Consider the following 16,523-nt stretch of genomic DNA (forward strand, 5'->3'; position numbering starts at 1 on the left):
GAAAAACTAGATGAACTCCGAGCGATTTTGCCTAAGTCATTGAGATAGGGGGAGATCGCCGTCAGCCGATGTTCGAGCTGAAAGGGTCAGGAAAGAAATGCCCTGGCCTCCCGTATTTGGAAAGGTGTTTATGTTGCCACTTGAAGATGGTTTTTCCCGTCGCTTTTACTATTTGCGTCTGTCGGTCACCGACGTCTGCAATTTCCGCTGTACCTACTGTCTGCCGGACGGCTATCACCCGCCGAAAGGAGATGGTGAGGGGCGCCAGTCCTTCCTCTCCCTGGAGGAGATCCGTCGCGTCGTCTCCGGGTTTGCGGCCATGGGGACGCGCAAGGTGCGTCTGACCGGAGGTGAGCCCTCCCTGCGCCGCGACTTCACGGCCATCATCGAGACCGTGGCCAATACTCCCGGCATCGAGAAGGTGGCCATGACCACCAACGGGTATCGCCTCAAGGAGCGTGCCCGCGAGTGGTTCGATGCGGGGCTGACGGCCCTGAACGTCAGCGTCGACAGCCTGGATCCCCGTCAGTTCCACCAGATCACCGGCGAGAACAAGCTGGCGGAGGTGATGGCGGGGATAGACGCCGCCCTGAGTGCCGGTTTTCGGTCGGTCAAGATCAACGCCGTGCTGCTCAAGGGGCTCAATGATCATCAGCTCGAGACATTCCTCGCCTGGATCCGGGACAAACCCATCGAGCTTCGTTTCATCGAACTGATGCAGACCGGCGAGATGGACGCCCTGTTTCGCGACCACCATACCAGCGGTGAACTCATCAAGCAGCGCCTGCAAGAGAGCGGCTGGGTGCAGCAGCTGCGCGGCCTGGATGATGGCCCTGCCCAGGTGTTCACGCATCCGGACTCGAGGGGCGGGGTGGGGCTCATCATGCCCTACAGCAAGGATTTTTGCGCCGGTTGCAACCGGCTGCGGGTCTCCTCCAAGGGCAAGCTGCACCTGTGTCTCTTTGGCGACAACGGGGTGGAACTGCGGGATCTGCTCACCGATGACAGCCAGCAGGAGGCGCTGCAATGGCGTATTCGCCAGGCGCTGACCGGCAAGGCCGCCACCCATCGCCTCCATGAAGGCAATGCAGGCATGACACCCCACCTGGCCTCCATCGGCGGCTGACAGCCGCCGTGCACCTCAAATAACCTTCGATTAATTATCAATCCTCACATAGGGGTAATTTACCTTGCCCCTGCTGTGTCTAATTGCGCCAAGGGTTTGATCCAGCGCAAGAATCCCCCCTGTTTATCTCCCTGGTGGTATATCCCCTGACTTGTCAGGGCCGCAATATACACCCACGCTTATAATTGGTATTGAAAATGCCAGTCACGGGATCCGCGCGGGGGCATCCGTCCCCGAAAAGAGGAGTCGATATGACCGACGGGGTCAACTTGTCACGCAGAGGCCTGTTTCGGGGACGCCTGAGCGCCCCCAAGGCCGGGATCCAGTTGCCCTGGTCCGTCTCCTGGGACGAGTTCGTGGCCGGCTGCACCCGCTGCGGCGACTGTCTGGCGGCCTGTCCGGAGCAGATCCTGATCAAGGGAGACGGGGGCTTCCCCACGGTGGATTTTCACCGCGGCGAGTGCACCTTCTGCACCGAGTGTGTCAGCGCCTGCCAGGCGCCGGTGTTCAGGCCGACAACCCAGACACCCTGGGAGTATGTGGCCCATATCGAGGCGGGCTGTCTGGCCACTGCTCAGGTGTTCTGCCAGCGCTGTCAGGACAGCTGCGAGCAGCAGGCCATCCGCTTTTCCCCCCGGCTGGGGCGCGTACCCACCCCCAGCATCCATGCCGAGTCGTGCAATGGCTGCGGGGCCTGCGTGGCGGATTGCCCGGTGGGCAGCATCAGCATCGGTCTGTCTCGTGGCGAGGCTTCGCGATGACCCAAGAGACGAACAAGTTGGAAAACGGTGATATGACGCGAGAAGAGTTCCATGTATCCAGCCTGGTGGTGCTGACCCAGCCCGATCTGCGCCACGCCCTGGCAGAGCGGATTGCGACCCTGGACGGGGCCGAGATCCACGCCGTCAGCGAGGAGGGCAAGCTGGTGGTGACCCTGGAGGGGCCGAGCCAGCGCCCCATCATGGCGGCCATCGACACCATTCAGGGGTTGCCCGGGGTGCTCTCTGCGGCCCTGATCTACCACCAGTTCGATGAAATGGACGCCGAAGATGGGGAATAAGGCGTCATGTGGCAGAAGCGCAAGAGTCGTTCGCTGACCGCCATGGGTAATACACGGGATGCCGGGTCTGTTGTCTGCGTTCGATGAACGAAAGCCCAGAGCAAAGGAATAAAGCGCCATGGAGCTGAGCCAGCGCGGCTCGTCACAATGGCTGTCATTGATGTGATTAAGCAATGCGAGGATATGTCATGAAGCTGAGTCGACGCGACTTTATGAAGGCCAATGCGGTGGCGGCAGCCGCTGCCGTGGCCGGTGTCAGTGCCCCCACTCTGGCGGCGAACCTGATCACCAGTACCGACAAGACCGCCATCACCTGGGACAAGGCGCCGTGCCGCTTCTGCGGGACCGGCTGCTCCGTGCTGGTGGGCTCCCAGGCTGGCCGCGTCGTGGCGACCCAGGGGGATCCCGATGCACCGGTCAACCGTGGCCTGAACTGCATCAAGGGCTACTTCCTCTCCAAGATCATGTACGGGGAGGATCGCCTGACCCAGCCCATGCTGCGCATGACGAACGGCAAGTTCGACAAGAACGGCAACTTCGCCCCCATCAGTTGGGATCAGGCCTTCGACATCATGGCCGAGAAGTTCAAGGCGACCCTGAAAGAGAAGGGCCCGACCGCCGTCGGCATGTTCGGCTCCGGCCAGTGGACCGTCTGGGAAGGCTATGCCGCCGCCAAGCTGATGAAGGCAGGCCTGCGCTCCAACAACCTGGATCCCAATGCCCGTCACTGCATGGCCTCCGCGGTAGTGGGCTTCATGCGTACCTTCGGCATGGATGAACCCATGGGCTGCTACGACGACATCGAGCAGGCCGACGCCTTCGTGCTGTGGGGCTCCAACATGGCCGAGATGCACCCCATCCTCTGGTCGCGCATCTCCGATCGCCGTCTGTCCCACCAGGATGTGCAGGTGCACGTGCTCTCCACCTTCGAGCACCGCAGCTTCGAGCTGGCGGACAACGGGCTGGTGTTCACCCCCCAGACCGATTTGGCGATCCTCAACTACATCGCCAACTACATCATCCAGAACGACAAGGTGAACTGGGAGTTCGTCAACAAGCACACCCAGTTCCGCAAAGGGGTGACCGACATCGGCTACGGCCTGCGTCCCACCAACCCGCTGCAGCAAAAGGCCAAGAACCCGGACAGCGGCGACTCCACCCCCATGAGCTTCGAGGACTTCGCCAAGTTCGTGGCGGATTACGATCTGGAGTCCGTCTCCAAGCTCTCCGGCGTGCCCAAGGACAAGCTCGAGAAGCTGGCCCAGATCTATGCGGATCCGGACAAGAAGGTGGTCTCCTACTGGACCATGGGCTTCAACCAGCACACCCGGGGCGTCTGGGCCAACAACCTCTGCTACAACATCCACCTGCTGACCGGCAAGATCTCCCAGCCGGGCTCCGGCCCCTTCTCCCTGACCGGCCAGCCCTCAGCCTGTGGTACCGCCCGTGAAGTGGGTACCTTCGCCCACCGTCTGCCGGCGGACATGGTGGTCACGGATCCCAAACACCGCGCCATCGCCGAGAAGATCTGGAAGCTGCCGGAAGGCACCATCCCGGAGCAGGTGGGCTACCACGCCGTGCTGCAAAACCGCATGCTGAAAGACGGCAAGCTCAACGCCTACTGGGTGATGTGCAACAACAACATGCAGGCCGGCCCAAACATGAACGAAGAGGCGCTGCCCGGTTATCGCAACCCGGCCAACTTCATCGTGGTCTCCGACCCTTATCCGACCGTGACCGCCCAGGCGGCCGACCTCATCCTGCCCACCGCCATGTGGGTGGAGAAAGAGGGGGCCTACGGCAACGCCGAACGTCGCACCCAGTTCTGGCACCAGCAGGTGAAGGCACCGGAAGGCGCCAAGTCCGACCTGTGGCAGCTGATGGAATTCTCCAAACGCTTCACCGTGGAAGAGGTGTGGCCGGCTGAGTTGATTGCCAAGATGCCGGAAGTGAAGGGCAAGACCCTGTTCGACGTGCTCTATGCCAACGGCCAGGTGAACCAGTTCCCGAAAGAGCAGAGCAAGGGGGCCCTGAACGACGAGGCCGAGCACTTTGGTTTCTACGTCCAGAAGGGGCTCTTTGAGGAGTACGCCTCCTTCGGTCGCGGCCATGGCCACGACCTGGCGCCGTTCGATCAGTATCACGAAGCCCGTGGCCTGCGCTGGCCGGTGGTGGACGGCAAGGAGACCCTGTGGCGCTATCGCGAAGGGTTCGACCCTTACGTGAAGGCGGGGGAGGGGGTGCGCTTCTACGGCAAGCCCGACGGCAAGGCGGTCATCTTCGCGCTGCCCTATGAGCCGGCTGCCGAAGCTCCGGACAAAGAGTACGACATGTGGCTCTCCACCGGTCGCGTGCTGGAGCACTGGCACACCGGTACCATGACCCGCCGTGTCCCCGAGCTCTATCGCGCCTTCCCGGATGCGGTGCTCTTCATGCACCCGGAAGATGCCAAGGCCCGTGGCGTGCGCCGTGGCGAAGAGGTAATCGTCTCCTCCCGCCGGGGCGAGGTGAAGACCCGGGTCGAGACCCGCGGCCGCAACCGTCCGCCCAAGGGATTGGTGTTCATGCCCTTCTTCGATGCGAGCCAGCTGGTCAACAAGCTGACCCTGGACGCCACCGATCCGCTCTCCAAAGAGACGGATTACAAGAAGTGCGCCGTCAAGGTCATGAAGGCCTGAGGCGGGGGAGCGCGAGATGAGTCGTAGTCGGCGCCAGTTTCTGGCCGACCTCGCCAAGGGGGCCTGCGGTGTGGGCCTGCTTGGTGTGGGGCTTGGCGGCGTGGCGCGCCAGCAGGTGCAGGCTTTGCCTGCCCAGGCGCTGCGCCCGCCGGCGGCCCTCGACGAGGCAGAGTTTCTCGGCGCCTGCGTGCGCTGCGGGCTCTGCGCCCTGGCCTGCCCCTACGACACCCTCAAGCTCGCCCGGCTGTTTGAACCCGTGACCACCGGCACCCCCTATTTCAAGGCGCGCGCCGTCCCGTGCGAGATGTGTGACGATATCCCCTGCGTGGCGGCCTGCCCGAGCGGGGCGCTGGATCGGGCCATGACCGACATCGATCAGGCGCGGATGGGGGTGGCGGTGCTCATCGATCACGAGACCTGCCTCAACTACCTGGGGCTGCGCTGCGACGTCTGCTACCGGGTCTGCCCCCTCATCGACAAGGCCATTACCCTGGAGCTGCAGCACAACCCGCGCACCGGCAAGCACGCCATGTTCCTGCCCACGGTGCACAGCGATCTCTGTACCGGCTGCGGCAAGTGCGAGCACGCCTGCGTGCTGGAGGAGGCGGCCATCAAGGTGGTGCCTCGCCAGCTTGCCAAGGGGGAGCTGGGTCACCACTACCGGCTCGGGTGGGAAGAGAAGGAGAAGGCGGGCAAGTCCCTCATCGGTGAGCGACTGACCCTGCCGACCCGCAAACCGGAGGGTCTATGAGTCGGTATCCGGGGGCCGAGGCCACGGCCAGGCTGGGGTGGTGGCGTGCCCACCGCTTCCTGCTGCTGCGCCGGCTTTGCCAGTTCGGGGTGCTGGGGCTGTTCCTGCTGGGGCCGCTCGCGGGCATCTGGATCCTCAAGGGCAACCTCTCCAGCTCCCTGCTGCTGGAGACGGTGCCCCTCACGGATCCCCTGACCCTGTTGCAGTCGGTGGCGGCGGGCCAGTGGCCCATCCCCACCCTCTGGCTCGGGGCCGGGCTGGTGCTCGCGGGTTACTGGCTGGTCGGGGGGCGGGTGTTCTGCTCCTGGGTCTGTCCGGTCAACCTGGTCACCGATGCCGCCGCCTGGCTCAGGGGGCGGCTCGGGCTCAAGGGCAACGGTCAGTTCAACCGCGCTACCCGCTACTGGCTGCTGGCCATGGTGCTGGTGGCGCCGGCCATCGCCGGCGTGCTGGTGTGGGAGCTGGTCAATCCGGTGCCCCTCACCCTGCGCGGCCTGCTGTTCGGCATGGGGGCGGGCTGGGGCCTGCTGGCGGCGCTGTTCCTGTTCGACCTTTTTGTGGTGGAGCGGGGCTGGTGCGGTCACCTCTGTCCGGTGGGGGCCTTCTATGCCCTGGTCAACCGGGTCGGGTTCATCAAGATTGCAGCCTCGGGGCGCGAGCGGTGCAGCAACTGCATGGATTGTTATGCGGTCTGCCCGGAGCGCCCCATCCTGCGCGGCCCCGTTCACGGTGCCAGGCGTGGTCACGGGCCCTTGATTGCGGCTCAGGAGTGTACCAACTGCGGCCGTTGCATCGATGTCTGCGCGGAGCAAGTTTTTGAAATCACTGTAGGTTTTGCCGTCAAGGCAGAGAAAACGTCGGAGAACACATAATGAAGAAGCTGATTGGAGCAATGCTGGCCTGCCTGATGGCGGGTTCCTTGATGGCGGCCGTCCCCGAGATCACCAACAGCACGGGGGGCATCAAGTCGGAGCGGGGAAGCACGGATCTGGTGACGGATGCCGACGCGGCCCCCATGAAGAACTTTCGCAAGGATGGCGACCTCTACGATCGCCAGTACATGCACCAGCCCCCGCTGATCCCCCACGACACCCGCAACTATGAAGTGGACAACAAGGTCAACAAGTGCCTGGCCTGTCACAGCTTCAAGAACGCCAGTGCCATGAAGGCCCCCAAGATAAGCCCCACCCACTTCGAGACCCGCGACGGCATGACCCTGGGCGAAGTCTCTCCGCGTCGCTACTTCTGTCTGCAGTGCCACGTGCCGCAAGCGGATGCCAAGCCGCTGGTGAACAATACCTTCAAACCGGTTGAAGCGCTGAACTGAGGAACCCATAGATGAAATTACCCGGCTTTGTGAAGCGTCTGTGGACCACCTTCAAGTCACCGTCGAAGGCGGCCCTCTGGGTCATCCTGCTGATGGGCTTCTTCGGTGGCGTCATCTTCTGGGGCGGGTTCAACACCGCCATGGAAGCGTCCAACACCGAGGCCTTCTGCACCGGTTGCCACGAGATGAAGGACAACGTGTTCGTGGAGTACCGCGACACCATCCACTACGCCAACCGCTCCGGCGTGCGGGCCAGCTGCCCGGATTGCCACGTACCCCACGAATGGACCTACAAGATCATCCGCAAGGTGCAGGCCTCCAAGGAGCTGTGGGGCATGATCACCGGCAAGGTGGATACCCGCGAGAAGTTTGAATCCCACCGGCGGGAGATGGCCGAGCGGGAGTGGCAGCGGATGAAGGAGACGGATTCGCGCGAGTGCCGCAACTGCCACAACTTCGAGTACATGGACTTCTCCCTGCAAGGGCGTCGAGCCGCCCAGATGCACTCCACCAACCTGGCAAGCGGGGCCAACACCTGCATCGACTGCCACAAGGGGATTGCGCACCAACTGCCTGACATGAAAGGGGTGCCAGGCTTCTGATGGGAAGGCCGCCGGATCCCCGGGATCCGGCGGCCTTCGAGATTAATGGGCAATGACGCCCCCCAGCCAGACATCTTTTGATAGAATCCCTTCCCGGCAACGCGGCGCCCACCGGCTCCTTTCATGGCTGGCACCACGGTGCGGCGCGTTCACCTCATCCTCTCGTGGTCAATGATTGACAGGAATGGCCCCAATGGCACCCAAACACAGCGAATTCATCCCTCTCAAGATCGCCGTCCTGACGGTTTCCGACAGTCGCACCGCTGCCGATGACAGCTCGGGGGACTATCTGGTCGAGGCCCTGACCCAGACCGGCCACGTGCTGGCCGACCGGGCGCTCTGCCCAGACAACCTGTTTCGCATCCGCGCCCAGGTGAGCGAGTGGATTGCCGACGAGGGAGTCCAGGTGGTGCTCATCAACGGCGGCACCGGCTTCAACGAGCAGAACCGGGTGCCCGAGGCGGTCGGCGTGCTGTTCGAGCGCACGGTGCAGGGCTTTGGCGAGATGTTCCGCCAGCTCTCGTTTGCCGAGATAAAAGGCTCCGCCATGCAGAGCCGTGCCCTGGCAGGACTCGCCAATCGCACCCTGATCTGCTGCCTGCCCGGCTCCACCGGCGCCTGCCGTCTGGGCTGGGAACAGCTTATCCGGGATCAGCTCGACGCCCGTACCCGGCCGTGCAACTTCGTGACCCATCTGTGATCCCGGGAGTAAACCCGGATCATCCATCTTATTCTTCGATAGGGGCATAGATGAACCTGACCCATCTCAACCAGAGCGGCGAGGCCCACATGGTGGATGTCACCGACAAGCAGGTGACCGAACGCGAGGCCCGCGCCGAGGCTTTTGTGACCATGGCCCCCGAGACCCTGGCGTTGATCCTGAGTGGTCAGCACCACAAGGGGGACGTGTTCGCCACCGCCCGCATCGCCGGCATCATGGCGGCCAAGAAGACCGCCGACCTTATTCCCCTCTGCCATCCCCTGGCTCTGACCCGGGTGGAGGTAGAGATAGCCCCCCAGGCGGCGCACAATCGGGTCCATATCCGCACCCTGTGCAAGCTCTCGGGCAAGACCGGGGTGGAGATGGAGGCGCTCACCGCCGCCTCGGTGGCGGCCCTGACCATCTACGACATGTGCAAGGCGGTGCAAAAGGACATGGTTATCGAGCAGGTGCGTCTGGTGGAGAAAAAGGGCGGTAAATCCGGTCATTTCCAACTGGGTGAGACCAAAGGAGAGCAGGCATGATCAAGGTTCTGTTTTTTGCGCAGGTGCGTGAGCTGGTCGGCTGCGACGAGCTCAGCCTGCCTTGCGACTACGCCAGTGCCGATGCCCTTCGCGCCGCCTTGAGCGAGCGGGGTGACAAGTGGGCGCTGGCGCTCGAATCCGGCAAGCTCCTGGTGGCGGTCAACCAGACCCTGGTGCCGCTGGATACCCCCCTCCATGACGGGGATGAGGTCGCCTTCTTCCCGCCGGTGACCGGAGGTTAAGGATGAACGAGATAATGACCGTAGATCGCACCACTGAGCTGCGGGACTGTGGTGAGGCCGCCTTCTTCCCTCTCCTTCCAGTGACGACCGGAGGCTGACCATGACCGATCGCATTCTGGTGCAGCGGGATGACTTCTCGCTGGCCGACGAATATGCCCGCCTTGCTGCCCGGCAGGATACAGGCGCGATTGTCAGCTTTGTCGGCAAGGTGCGCGACTTCAATCAGGGGGAGCAGGTGAAGGGGCTGGCCCTCGAACACTACCCCGGCATGACCGAGAAGGCGCTGACGAACATAGTGGCCGAGGCCCGCAGCCGCTGGCCCCTGCAGGAGTGTACCCTCATTCACCGCATCGGCGAGCTGCTGCTCGGGGATCAGATCGTGCTGGTGGTGGTGAGCAGTGCCCACCGCGAGGCGGCCTTCGAGGCCTGCCACTTCATCATGGATTTCTTGAAAACCCGGGCGCCGTTCTGGAAAAAAGAGCTGACCGCCGACGGGGTGCAACGCTGGGTCGAGGCCAGGGCGAGCGATGACGCCGCCCTGGCCCGCTGGCAACAAGGGGAGTGAGCCTCGAGCTCGTGTCAATCGATCCGGCGTGCCGGAACATAAGGAGCAACGGAATGAAGAGATGGGTATCCCTGTTGGTGCTGGGGATCGGCGCCATGTACAGCGGTGCTGTGCTGGCTGACGAGGTCAAGGTGGCGGTGGCGGCCAACTTCAAGGGCACCATAGAGCGCATCGGCAAGGAGTTCACCGCCAAGACCGGCCACAACATCGCCATCAGTTCGGCGGCCACCGGCGTGCTCTATACCCAGATCACCCACGGTGCGCCCTTCGATCTCTTCCTCTCGGCCGACGTGGCGACCCCTCAAAAGCTGGAGTCGGAAGGCAAGGGGAGCGAACGCTTCACCTATGCCATCGGTCAGCTCGGCCTCTGGCAGAAGGGGGGGCCTGCTCCTGACGAGGCCACCTTGCGCCACTGGCAGGGGGAGCTGGCCATCGCCAATCCCAAGACAGCGCCCTATGGCGCCGCCGCCATGGCGACCCTGGCTCATCTCAAGATCGATCCCAAGCAGTATCGGGTGCTGACCGGCACCAACATCAGCCAGACTTGGCAGTTTGTCGATTCCGGCAATGCGAAGCTGGGCTTTGTCGCCTGGGCCAATCTGGTGGAGGCGGGCAAGACCGGCGAAGCCTGGGCGGTGCCGGCCAGCTTCTATCCCCCCATCGAGCAGCAGGCCCTGGTGCTGAAGAAAGGGGCGGCGGTGGATGCCCTGGTCGCCTGGCTCAAGGGGCCGGGACAGGCGCAGATCAAGGCGGCGGGTTACGCCCTGCCGCAGTAAGCGCCCGGCGTCTGCCGGGGGCTGGCCAGCCCCGTGCTGGCCAGATCCGGTGCCTGACGTGTCCCAAGGCGGCGCCCGTCATGACGGCGCCCTGTTTTTTATCGACACCCGAGAGGGGACCCTATGAGTGAAGGGGATCTGCTGGCGGTCTGGCTGACCCTGAAACTGGCGGCCAGCACCACTGCCATCCTGCTGCTGCTGTCGCCGCCGCTCGCCTGGTGGCTGTCTCGCAGCCAGCACCGGCTGCGCCCCCTGGTGGAGGCCATGGTGGCCCTGCCGCTGGTGCTGCCGCCCACCGTGCTCGGTTTCTATCTGCTGTTGGCCTTCTCCCCGGAGTACGGCCTCGGTGGCTGGTGGCGGGAGACCTTCGGGGCCCCGCTCGCCTTCAGTTTCCTCGGCCTGCTCATCGCCTCCGTCATCTACTCGCTCCCCTTCGTGGTACAGCCCCTCACCTCCGCCTTCGTCAACATGGGCAACAAGGAGCTGGAGGCTGCCGCCACCCTGGGGATGGGCCCGTTTGAGCGCTTCTTTCGCATCATCCTGCCCATGACGCTGCCCAGCTTCGTGATGGCGGCAGCGCTGGGCTTTGCCCACACCCTGGGGGAGTTCGGGGTGGTGCTGATGATTGGCGGCAACATTCCCGGGGAGACCCAGGTGCTCTCCATCGCCCTGTTTGATCACGTGGAGGCGATGGATTACCAGAATGCCCATATTCTGGCAGGCGGCCTGATGGGCTTCTCCCTGGTGATGCTGGTGCTGGTCTACGGCGTGCTGCAACGCCGACAACGGAGGCTGTTCGGATGAGCCTCTACCTCAAGGCCAGACGTGATTTCGGCCCCTTCACCCTGGCGTGCGATCTGGCACTGCCCCCCAGCCGCATCCTCGGCCTGTTCGGTCCTTCGGGTTGTGGCAAGAGCACCCTGCTGCGCATCATCGCCGGGCTCGACAGGGCCCCGGGCGATGCCCTGCGCTGGCAGGGGCGCGAGCTTGCAGCCCTGCCCCCCGAGGCGCGGCGCATCGGGCTGGTGTTTCAGGATGCCCGTCTCTTCCCCCACCTGAGCGTGCTCGGCAACCTGCAACTGGCGGCTCGCAAGGGGAGGGGGCGCTGGCAGCCAGAGGAGCTGGCTGCTCGCCTCGGCTTTGCCGAGCTGCTGGGGCAACCGGCCCACGGCCTCTCCGGCGGTCAGCGTCAGCGGGTGGCACTGGCCAGGGCCTTGCTGGCCGAGCCCGACTTGCTGCTGCTGGATGAACCCTTCTCGGCGCTGGACAGGCGCAGCCGCATCCATCAGGCCCACGTGCTCAAGGGCTTGCAGCAAGAGAGCGGCATCCCCATGATCTTCGTCAGCCACGCCATGGAGGAGGTGAGCCTGCTCTGCGATGGACTGGTGCTGCTGGCAGAGGGACGGGTGGAGGCCCAGGGCACCCCAGAGGAGATCTTCGCCCGCACCGACCTGTCGCTGGCCAGTCGCGACGACGTCGGGGTCATGCTCTCGGCGACCCTGGCCCACTACGACGAGCACGAGCAGATGGCGACCCTGCGACTCGGGGAGCAGACCCTGATGGTGACCATGGAGCATGCCCCCGATGAAGCAGGCCCCTTGCAGATCAAGGTGGCGGCGCGGGATCTGGTGATCGCCACCGAGCCCATCGTGCACTCCAGCCTCTCCAACTGCCTCGAGACCCGGCTGCTGGAGGTGCGGGAGGTGCGACCGGGGCAGACCCTGTTGCAGTTGGCGCTGGGGCAGCAGATACTGCTGGCCCGGATCACCAGCCGCTCCGCGCAGCGGCTCGCCCTGACGCCGGCCATGCGCCTCTACGCCTACATCAAGGCGGTGAGCCTGGTGGGAGAGGGGTAGACAGGGGACCGGAGTACGGATTGGCTGGCCATGAGTGGCCGGCATGGCGTCGAGAAAGGGGGGACGGGTGCGTCGCAATCAGGTAATGAAATCCCATGGCTTGGCCCTGCGCAGTGCGGGGGAGGGGCCCTTGCTGCTCTTGCTGCACGGGCTGGGCTCTTCCAGCCTCGACTGGCAGGCGCAGATCGAGCGTTTTTCCGAGCGCTACCGGGTGGTGGCCATCGACTTGCGCGGCCACGGCCAGAGCATGCAGGAGGGGCCCTTTGACGTGCCCACCCTGGCGGCGGATGTGGCCCGCTGGCTCGACGAGCAGCCCGAGCCTGCCTGGGTAGTGGGGTTGTCGCTCGGTGCCATGGTGGCGCTGGAGCTGGCGCTGCAACTGCCCCACAAGGTGCAGGGGCTGGTGCTGGTCAACGGCTTCAGCGAATTTCTGCTGGAGACGCCAAAGGAGCAGGAGCGCTATGCCATGCGCCTCAAGTGGCTGCGCTGGTTCGGCATGCGGCCGCTGGCGTGGTGGCTCGGTCGCGAGCTCTTTCCCGGCCCCGATCTCGCCCAGGTGCGCCACACCTTCCGGGGGCGCTTCGTGCGCAACAAAAAGAAGACCTACAAGGCGCTGCTGGAGGCGCTGCCCGGCTGGTCGGTGCGGGCTCGTCTCGGCACCCTCTGGCAGCCGGTGGCCATCATCTCCACCAGTCACGACTATCTGCCCCTGGCGCGGCGGGTGGAGCAGTTCGCCTCCCTGCCCAATGCCACCATCCACACCCCGGATGGTCACCACGCCTGGCCGGCGGAAGATCCCGCCGGGTTCAATCATCTGTTGCAGCGGATCCTCTCAACCCATTGAGGGGAGCAGACAGCAGAGGTAGATAAAAAAGCCGAACCCCGGGGGTTCGGCTTTTTTGTGGGCGCTGCTCAGGGTCTTGAGCAGACCGGGCAGTCGGGGCGCTTGGGAAGCTTCAGCTCGCGAAAGCTGCCACCCAGACCGTCGATCATCAGCAGGCGGCCGCTGTAGCTTTTGCCCATGCCCGCCAGCAGCTTGATGGCCTCGAGCGCCTGCAGGCTGCCCACCAGCCCCACCACGGGGGCCAGTACCCCCGCCTCGACACAGGTGAGGGCCTGATCGCCAAAGAGGGCGCTGAGACAGGCGTAGCAGGGTTCATCCTCCTGCCAGGTGAAGCTGCAGAGCTGCCCTTCCAGCCGGATGGCGGCGCCGCTGACCAGGGGCACCTTGTGCTGGCGGGCACGCTGGTTGAGGAGGTTGCGGATGGCGACGTTGTCAGTGCAGTCGAGCACCAGCTGATGGCCTGGCAGCAGGGCATCGAGCAGCGCCTCGTCGGCGAGGGCGGCGTGGGTCTCCACCTCGAGCCAGGGGGTGAGGGCGCGCAGGGACGTCGCCGCGGACTCCACCTTGAGCTGGCCGATGCGCTCGTCGCTGTGCAGAACCTGGCGCTGCAAATTGGAGAGCTCCACCCGATCGAAATCCACCAGGGTGAGGTGGCCGACCCCGGCCACCGCCAGATACTGGCTGGCGGCGCAGCCGAGGCCCCCGGCGCCGATGACCAGCACGCGTGACTGCTTGAGCGCCTCCTGCCCCTCGAAGTCGAAGGATTTGAGCACGATCTGGCGGTTGTAGCGAAGGAGCTCGGCGTCGCTCAGGATCTCGCTCACAGCAGCAGCCCCGAGAAGGGCTCGACGGTGACCGTCTCACCGGCGGCTACCTTGCCGCGCTCCTGTTCGAGCACGATGTAGCAGTTGGCCCGGGACAGGGAGCTGAACACCCCGGAGTCCTGGGAGCCGGTGCTGCGTACCTCGAGGCCATTCGGGCCCACGCTCAGGATGCCGCGCTGGAAGTCCTGGCGCCCCGGGCTCTTCTTGAGCGGTTCTGTCGCCAGGGCCTGGAGGGGGTGCGGGCGTGCAAACTGCTGGCCGGCCAGTCTGGCCAGAGCCGGTTGCACCAGCTGATCGAAGGTGACCATGGCGGAGACCGGGTTGCCCGGCAGACCGAAGAACCAGGCGTTTGGCAACCGGCCAAAGGCGAAGGGTTTGCCCGGCTTGATGGCGAGCTTCCAGAAGCCAATTTCCCCGAGCTCTTCGAGCAGTTGCTTGGTGAAGTCCGCTTCCCCCACCGAGACTCCCCCGGTGGTGATCAGGGCATCGGCCTCGCGGTCGGCCTGCAAGAAGGCGGCGCGAAGGGCCGCCGGATCATCGGGGATGATGCCAAGGTCCAGGCACTCACAGCCCATGCGGCTCAGCATCGCCTTGACCCCGTAGCGGTTGGAGTCGTAGATGTCCCCGTGCTGGAGCGGGGTGCCCAGAGGCTTGAGCTCGTCCCCTGTGCTGAAGATGGCGACCTTGAGGGGACGGCGCACCGTGACGTTCGCGATGCCAAGGGAGGCGAGCAGCGGCAGCTCTCTGGGGCTCAGGCGCAGGCCGCTTTCGAGCACCTGGGCACCCTGCGCCAGGTCCTCGCCGCGGCGACGGATGTTCTGGCCCGCAACGGGGCGGGTCAGGAAAGTGATCCCGTTGTCGCCGGCTTGCGTTTCTTCCTGCATCACCACAGCGTCTGCACCCGGGGGCACAGGGGCCCCGGTCATGATGCGGATGCAGTGGCCGGCGGGCCACTCCCCCTCATAGGGCTGGCCCGCAAAGGCCTTGCCCGCCACGGGGAGCGGCACCCCGGCGGCGAGATCCGCCAGGCGCACGGCATAGCCGTCCATGGCGGCGTTGTCGAAGGGGGGGACGAAGAGGGGGGAGCTTATCTCCTCGGCCAGGATCCGATCCAGCGCCTGGGGCAGGGGCAACCGCTCCGTCTCGCAGCAGCAGGTGAGTTGTTCCAGCATCCCTTGCAGGGCCTTGTCCAAGGGGAGGAGTGCACCGGTATCGAATCCCATCATCATGACCTCTCTGGTGTGTAGGGGGCGGATTATCCCAAAAATCCGCTCCGATGGGCAGGCCGAAGGTGCGGTAATGGGGGGCAGATGCCCCGGTGTGATCGGATTCTGGGGCGCTATCCCGTTGAATTACCTCCTGATGGGTAACCAGAGCGAGGCTTGTGCGAGATGGTGGCTGGGGAAGAGGCGGCACGGCCGTGCGCCTTGCCCCCGAATGGGCAGGCCGGTGCGGACAAAACGGGGTGGTTTGGCATAAAGTCGGGCACCGGGCTTGAGTTAGACAGAATTATGACAATAATCGCCCTGTAAGATTGCGCCGCGGCACCATGCCGCAGGCCAGCACAGTCCCTGAGCGTGGGAGAGAAACACGATGACGAGCTTAAGCCAGGAAGCCCTGTTGGTCAGGGCGGCGCTCGAGGCCGAGGGCCTTGAGACACCTCTGGTGGCCAATGAATTGAGCGGCCAGCAGAAAAAGGAAAAAATCGAAGGTCATATGCGCGCCATCATGGAGACGCTGGGACTGGATCTGGCCGACGACAGTCTGGCCGAGACCCCGCACCGCATTGCCAAGATGTACGTGAACGAGATCTTCTCCGGCCTCGACTATGCCACCTTCCCCAAGGTGACGGTGATCGAGAACAAAATGAAGGTGGACGAGATGATCATGGTGCGGGACATCAGCCTCACCAGCACCTGCGAGCACCACTTCGTCACCATAGACGGCTTTGCCCACGTGGCCTACATTCCCCGCGGCAAGGTGATTGGCCTGTCGAAGATCAACCGCATCGTGCAGTTCTTCGCCCGCCGTCCCCAGGTACAGGAGCGGCTGACCCAGCAGATCCTGCTGGCGTTGCAGACCCTGCTTGGCACCAGGGACGTGGCCATCAGCATCAAGGCGACCCACTTCTGCGTGAAGGCCCGTGGCGTGATGGACTCCACCTCCTACACCACCACCACCTCCCTGGGCGGCGTCTTCAAGACCCAGCCCGACACCCGCGCCGAATTCCTCGGTGGTCTGAAAGGGTAGTGCTCCCGGGGCCTGTCGCCGACAGGCCCCGTCTCCTTTCCCTCACTTTTTTGAAAAATACGTAAAGTTGTGACCGTGCCGGTCGCTATGGCTCTCCGTGTTGTCGGACGGTCTGGTTGACGCCGACACCCCCGGGCCCGCCCTTGTGCGCTCCGACAGGGACGAGATGTGCTGCCAAGGAGGGTAGTGAAGGCGCAGGCCAGGCCTGCGCCCAGCAATGCCACTTGTTTTCCCCATGCAGGACATGCCATGAACACCATCTTAAATGCGAAAGGGGACTCCCTCCGACGTAGGTGGGAGGGGAATTTCGCCGGGGCGTCAGCCCCGCTGGTTTTGAATGTATTGCTTGATCACCTCCAACGGTGCTCCGCCGCAAG

The 16,523-nt window shown here is 64.3% G+C and carries 19 protein-coding genes and 1 riboswitch; of the genes, 17 read left to right on the top strand and 2 right to left on the bottom strand.

Annotated features, from left to right (window positions below):
• Window positions 1-3 precede the first annotated feature (3 nt).
• Window positions 4-143, top strand: a riboswitch (molybdenum cofactor riboswitch).
• From moaA to ACNPAA_RS04685, 16 genes are all read left to right on the top strand, one after another.
• A complete protein-coding gene (gene moaA, locus ACNPAA_RS04610) occupies window positions 131-1,126 on the top strand; it encodes a GTP 3',8-cyclase MoaA (protein WP_010674152.1) in 996 nt (331 codons plus the stop codon). (Overlaps the previous riboswitch by 13 nt.)
• Before the next feature lie 251 nt (window positions 1,127-1,377).
• Complete coding sequence (gene napF, locus ACNPAA_RS04615) at window positions 1,378-1,887, top strand: ferredoxin-type protein NapF (protein WP_010674153.1); 510 nt, start codon at window positions 1,378-1,380, stop codon at window positions 1,885-1,887.
• Window positions 1,884-2,186: a chaperone NapD gene (locus ACNPAA_RS04620; RefSeq protein ID WP_010674154.1), complete on the top strand. Its 303-nt coding sequence runs from the start codon at window positions 1,884-1,886 to the stop codon at window positions 2,184-2,186. The genes napF and ACNPAA_RS04620 overlap by 4 nt, the downstream gene beginning before the upstream one ends.
• A gap of 188 nt (window positions 2,187-2,374) precedes the next feature.
• Window positions 2,375-4,864: a nitrate reductase catalytic subunit NapA gene (gene napA, locus ACNPAA_RS04625; RefSeq protein WP_010674155.1), complete on the top strand. Its 2,490-nt coding sequence runs from the start codon at window positions 2,375-2,377 to the stop codon at window positions 4,862-4,864.
• 16 nt (window positions 4,865-4,880) lie between these two features.
• Window positions 4,881-5,615 carry a ferredoxin-type protein NapG gene (gene napG, locus ACNPAA_RS04630; protein ID WP_102948210.1) on the top strand — a complete coding sequence of 245 codons (735 nt, stop codon included), beginning with the start codon at window positions 4,881-4,883 and terminating at the stop codon, window positions 5,613-5,615.
• A complete protein-coding gene (gene napH / locus ACNPAA_RS04635) occupies window positions 5,612-6,487 on the top strand; it encodes a quinol dehydrogenase ferredoxin subunit NapH (RefSeq protein WP_102948211.1) in 876 nt (291 codons plus the stop codon). The genes napG and napH overlap by 4 nt, the downstream gene beginning before the upstream one ends.
• Window positions 6,487-6,942: a nitrate reductase cytochrome c-type subunit gene (locus tag ACNPAA_RS04640; RefSeq protein WP_029314277.1), complete on the top strand. Its 456-nt coding sequence runs from the start codon at window positions 6,487-6,489 to the stop codon at window positions 6,940-6,942. Before napH ends, ACNPAA_RS04640 begins: the two co-directional genes overlap by 1 nt.
• Before the next feature lie 11 nt (window positions 6,943-6,953).
• Window positions 6,954-7,544: a cytochrome c3 family protein gene (locus ACNPAA_RS04645; protein WP_010674159.1), complete on the top strand. Its 591-nt coding sequence runs from the start codon at window positions 6,954-6,956 to the stop codon at window positions 7,542-7,544.
• 193 nt (window positions 7,545-7,737) lie between these two features.
• Window positions 7,738-8,244 (top strand): molybdenum cofactor biosynthesis protein B, encoded by a 507-nt coding sequence (gene moaB, locus ACNPAA_RS04650; RefSeq protein WP_102948212.1) that lies wholly within the window; start codon window positions 7,738-7,740, stop codon window positions 8,242-8,244.
• 50 nt (window positions 8,245-8,294) lie between these two features.
• The gene (moaC, locus tag ACNPAA_RS04655; protein WP_069652762.1) at window positions 8,295-8,789 is read left to right on the top strand and encodes a cyclic pyranopterin monophosphate synthase MoaC; all 495 of its coding nucleotides are present in this window, start codon (window positions 8,295-8,297) and stop codon (window positions 8,787-8,789) included.
• Window positions 8,786-9,031 carry a molybdopterin synthase sulfur carrier subunit gene (gene moaD, locus ACNPAA_RS04660; protein WP_010674162.1) on the top strand — a complete coding sequence of 82 codons (246 nt, stop codon included), beginning with the start codon at window positions 8,786-8,788 and terminating at the stop codon, window positions 9,029-9,031. The genes moaC and moaD overlap by 4 nt, the downstream gene beginning before the upstream one ends.
• 100 nt (window positions 9,032-9,131) lie before the next feature.
• Window positions 9,132-9,596, top strand: a complete 465-nt coding sequence (gene moaE, locus ACNPAA_RS04665; RefSeq protein WP_319911206.1) for a molybdopterin synthase catalytic subunit MoaE — start codon at window positions 9,132-9,134, stop codon at window positions 9,594-9,596.
• Between the two features lie 53 nt (window positions 9,597-9,649).
• Window positions 9,650-10,372 (top strand): molybdate ABC transporter substrate-binding protein, encoded by a 723-nt coding sequence (gene modA / locus ACNPAA_RS04670; RefSeq protein WP_102948215.1) that lies wholly within the window; start codon window positions 9,650-9,652, stop codon window positions 10,370-10,372.
• A 123-nt stretch (window positions 10,373-10,495) separates the two neighbouring features.
• Window positions 10,496-11,176, top strand: coding sequence for a molybdate ABC transporter permease subunit (modB, locus tag ACNPAA_RS04675; RefSeq protein ID WP_010674165.1), 681 nt, complete (start codon window positions 10,496-10,498; stop codon window positions 11,174-11,176).
• Window positions 11,173-12,228, top strand: a complete 1,056-nt coding sequence (gene modC, locus ACNPAA_RS04680; RefSeq protein ID WP_171864880.1) for a molybdenum ABC transporter ATP-binding protein — start codon at window positions 11,173-11,175, stop codon at window positions 12,226-12,228. Before modB ends, modC begins: the two co-directional genes overlap by 4 nt.
• A gap of 67 nt (window positions 12,229-12,295) precedes the next feature.
• Entirely contained in the window at window positions 12,296-13,072 is a 777-nt protein-coding gene (locus ACNPAA_RS04685; RefSeq protein ID WP_049636339.1) for an alpha/beta fold hydrolase, read from the top strand.
• A 68-nt stretch (window positions 13,073-13,140) separates the two neighbouring features.
• Here the strand turns inward: ACNPAA_RS04685 and moeB are convergent, their stop codons facing one another.
• Window positions 13,141-13,896: a molybdopterin-synthase adenylyltransferase MoeB gene (gene moeB / locus ACNPAA_RS04690; protein WP_042882555.1), complete on the bottom strand. Its 756-nt coding sequence runs from the start codon at window positions 13,894-13,896 to the stop codon at window positions 13,141-13,143.
• A complete protein-coding gene (gene moeA / locus ACNPAA_RS04695; protein WP_279976363.1) occupies window positions 13,893-15,119 on the bottom strand; it encodes a molybdopterin molybdotransferase MoeA in 1,227 nt (408 codons plus the stop codon). Before moeA ends, moeB begins: the two co-directional genes overlap by 4 nt.
• A 370-nt stretch (window positions 15,120-15,489) precedes the next feature.
• Between moeA and folE the strand changes: the two genes are divergently transcribed.
• On the top strand, window positions 15,490-16,146 hold the full coding sequence (gene folE, locus ACNPAA_RS04700; RefSeq protein WP_010674171.1) for a GTP cyclohydrolase I FolE: 657 nt from the start codon (window positions 15,490-15,492) through the stop codon (window positions 16,144-16,146).
• The last annotated feature ends 377 nt before the right edge of the window (window positions 16,147-16,523 follow it).

It is taken from the genome of Aeromonas sp. PS2Canimalfood6, from assembly GCF_048276795.1.
GTDB classification, from domain to species: Bacteria; Pseudomonadota; Gammaproteobacteria; order Enterobacterales; family Aeromonadaceae; genus Aeromonas; species Aeromonas caviae.

Excerpts from the sequence above, each read along its gene's own strand:
- moaA (WP_010674152.1), top strand. The coding sequence starts at position 131 with ATGTTGCCACTTGAAGATGGTTTTTCCCGTCGCTTTTACTATTTGCGT.
- napF (WP_010674153.1), top strand. The coding sequence starts at position 1,378 with ATGACCGACGGGGTCAACTTGTCACGCAGAGGCCTGTTTCGGGGACGC.
- ACNPAA_RS04620 (WP_010674154.1), top strand. The coding sequence starts at position 1,884 with ATGACCCAAGAGACGAACAAGTTGGAAAACGGTGATATGACGCGAGAA.
- napA (WP_010674155.1), top strand. The coding sequence starts at position 2,375 with ATGAAGCTGAGTCGACGCGACTTTATGAAGGCCAATGCGGTGGCGGCA.
- napG (WP_102948210.1), top strand. The coding sequence starts at position 4,881 with ATGAGTCGTAGTCGGCGCCAGTTTCTGGCCGACCTCGCCAAGGGGGCC.
- napH (WP_102948211.1), top strand. The coding sequence starts at position 5,612 with ATGAGTCGGTATCCGGGGGCCGAGGCCACGGCCAGGCTGGGGTGGTGG.
- ACNPAA_RS04640 (WP_029314277.1), top strand. The coding sequence starts at position 6,487 with ATGAAGAAGCTGATTGGAGCAATGCTGGCCTGCCTGATGGCGGGTTCC.
- ACNPAA_RS04645 (WP_010674159.1), top strand. The coding sequence starts at position 6,954 with ATGAAATTACCCGGCTTTGTGAAGCGTCTGTGGACCACCTTCAAGTCA.
- moaB (WP_102948212.1), top strand. The coding sequence starts at position 7,738 with ATGGCACCCAAACACAGCGAATTCATCCCTCTCAAGATCGCCGTCCTG.
- moaC (WP_069652762.1), top strand. The coding sequence starts at position 8,295 with ATGAACCTGACCCATCTCAACCAGAGCGGCGAGGCCCACATGGTGGAT.
- moaD (WP_010674162.1), top strand. The coding sequence starts at position 8,786 with ATGATCAAGGTTCTGTTTTTTGCGCAGGTGCGTGAGCTGGTCGGCTGC.
- moaE (WP_319911206.1), top strand. The coding sequence starts at position 9,132 with ATGACCGATCGCATTCTGGTGCAGCGGGATGACTTCTCGCTGGCCGAC.
- modA (WP_102948215.1), top strand. The coding sequence starts at position 9,650 with ATGAAGAGATGGGTATCCCTGTTGGTGCTGGGGATCGGCGCCATGTAC.
- modB (WP_010674165.1), top strand. The coding sequence starts at position 10,496 with ATGAGTGAAGGGGATCTGCTGGCGGTCTGGCTGACCCTGAAACTGGCG.
- modC (WP_171864880.1), top strand. The coding sequence starts at position 11,173 with ATGAGCCTCTACCTCAAGGCCAGACGTGATTTCGGCCCCTTCACCCTG.
- moeA (WP_279976363.1), bottom strand. The coding sequence starts at position 15,119 with ATGGGATTCGATACCGGTGCACTCCTCCCCTTGGACAAGGCCCTGCAA.
- folE (WP_010674171.1), top strand. The coding sequence starts at position 15,490 with ATGACGAGCTTAAGCCAGGAAGCCCTGTTGGTCAGGGCGGCGCTCGAG.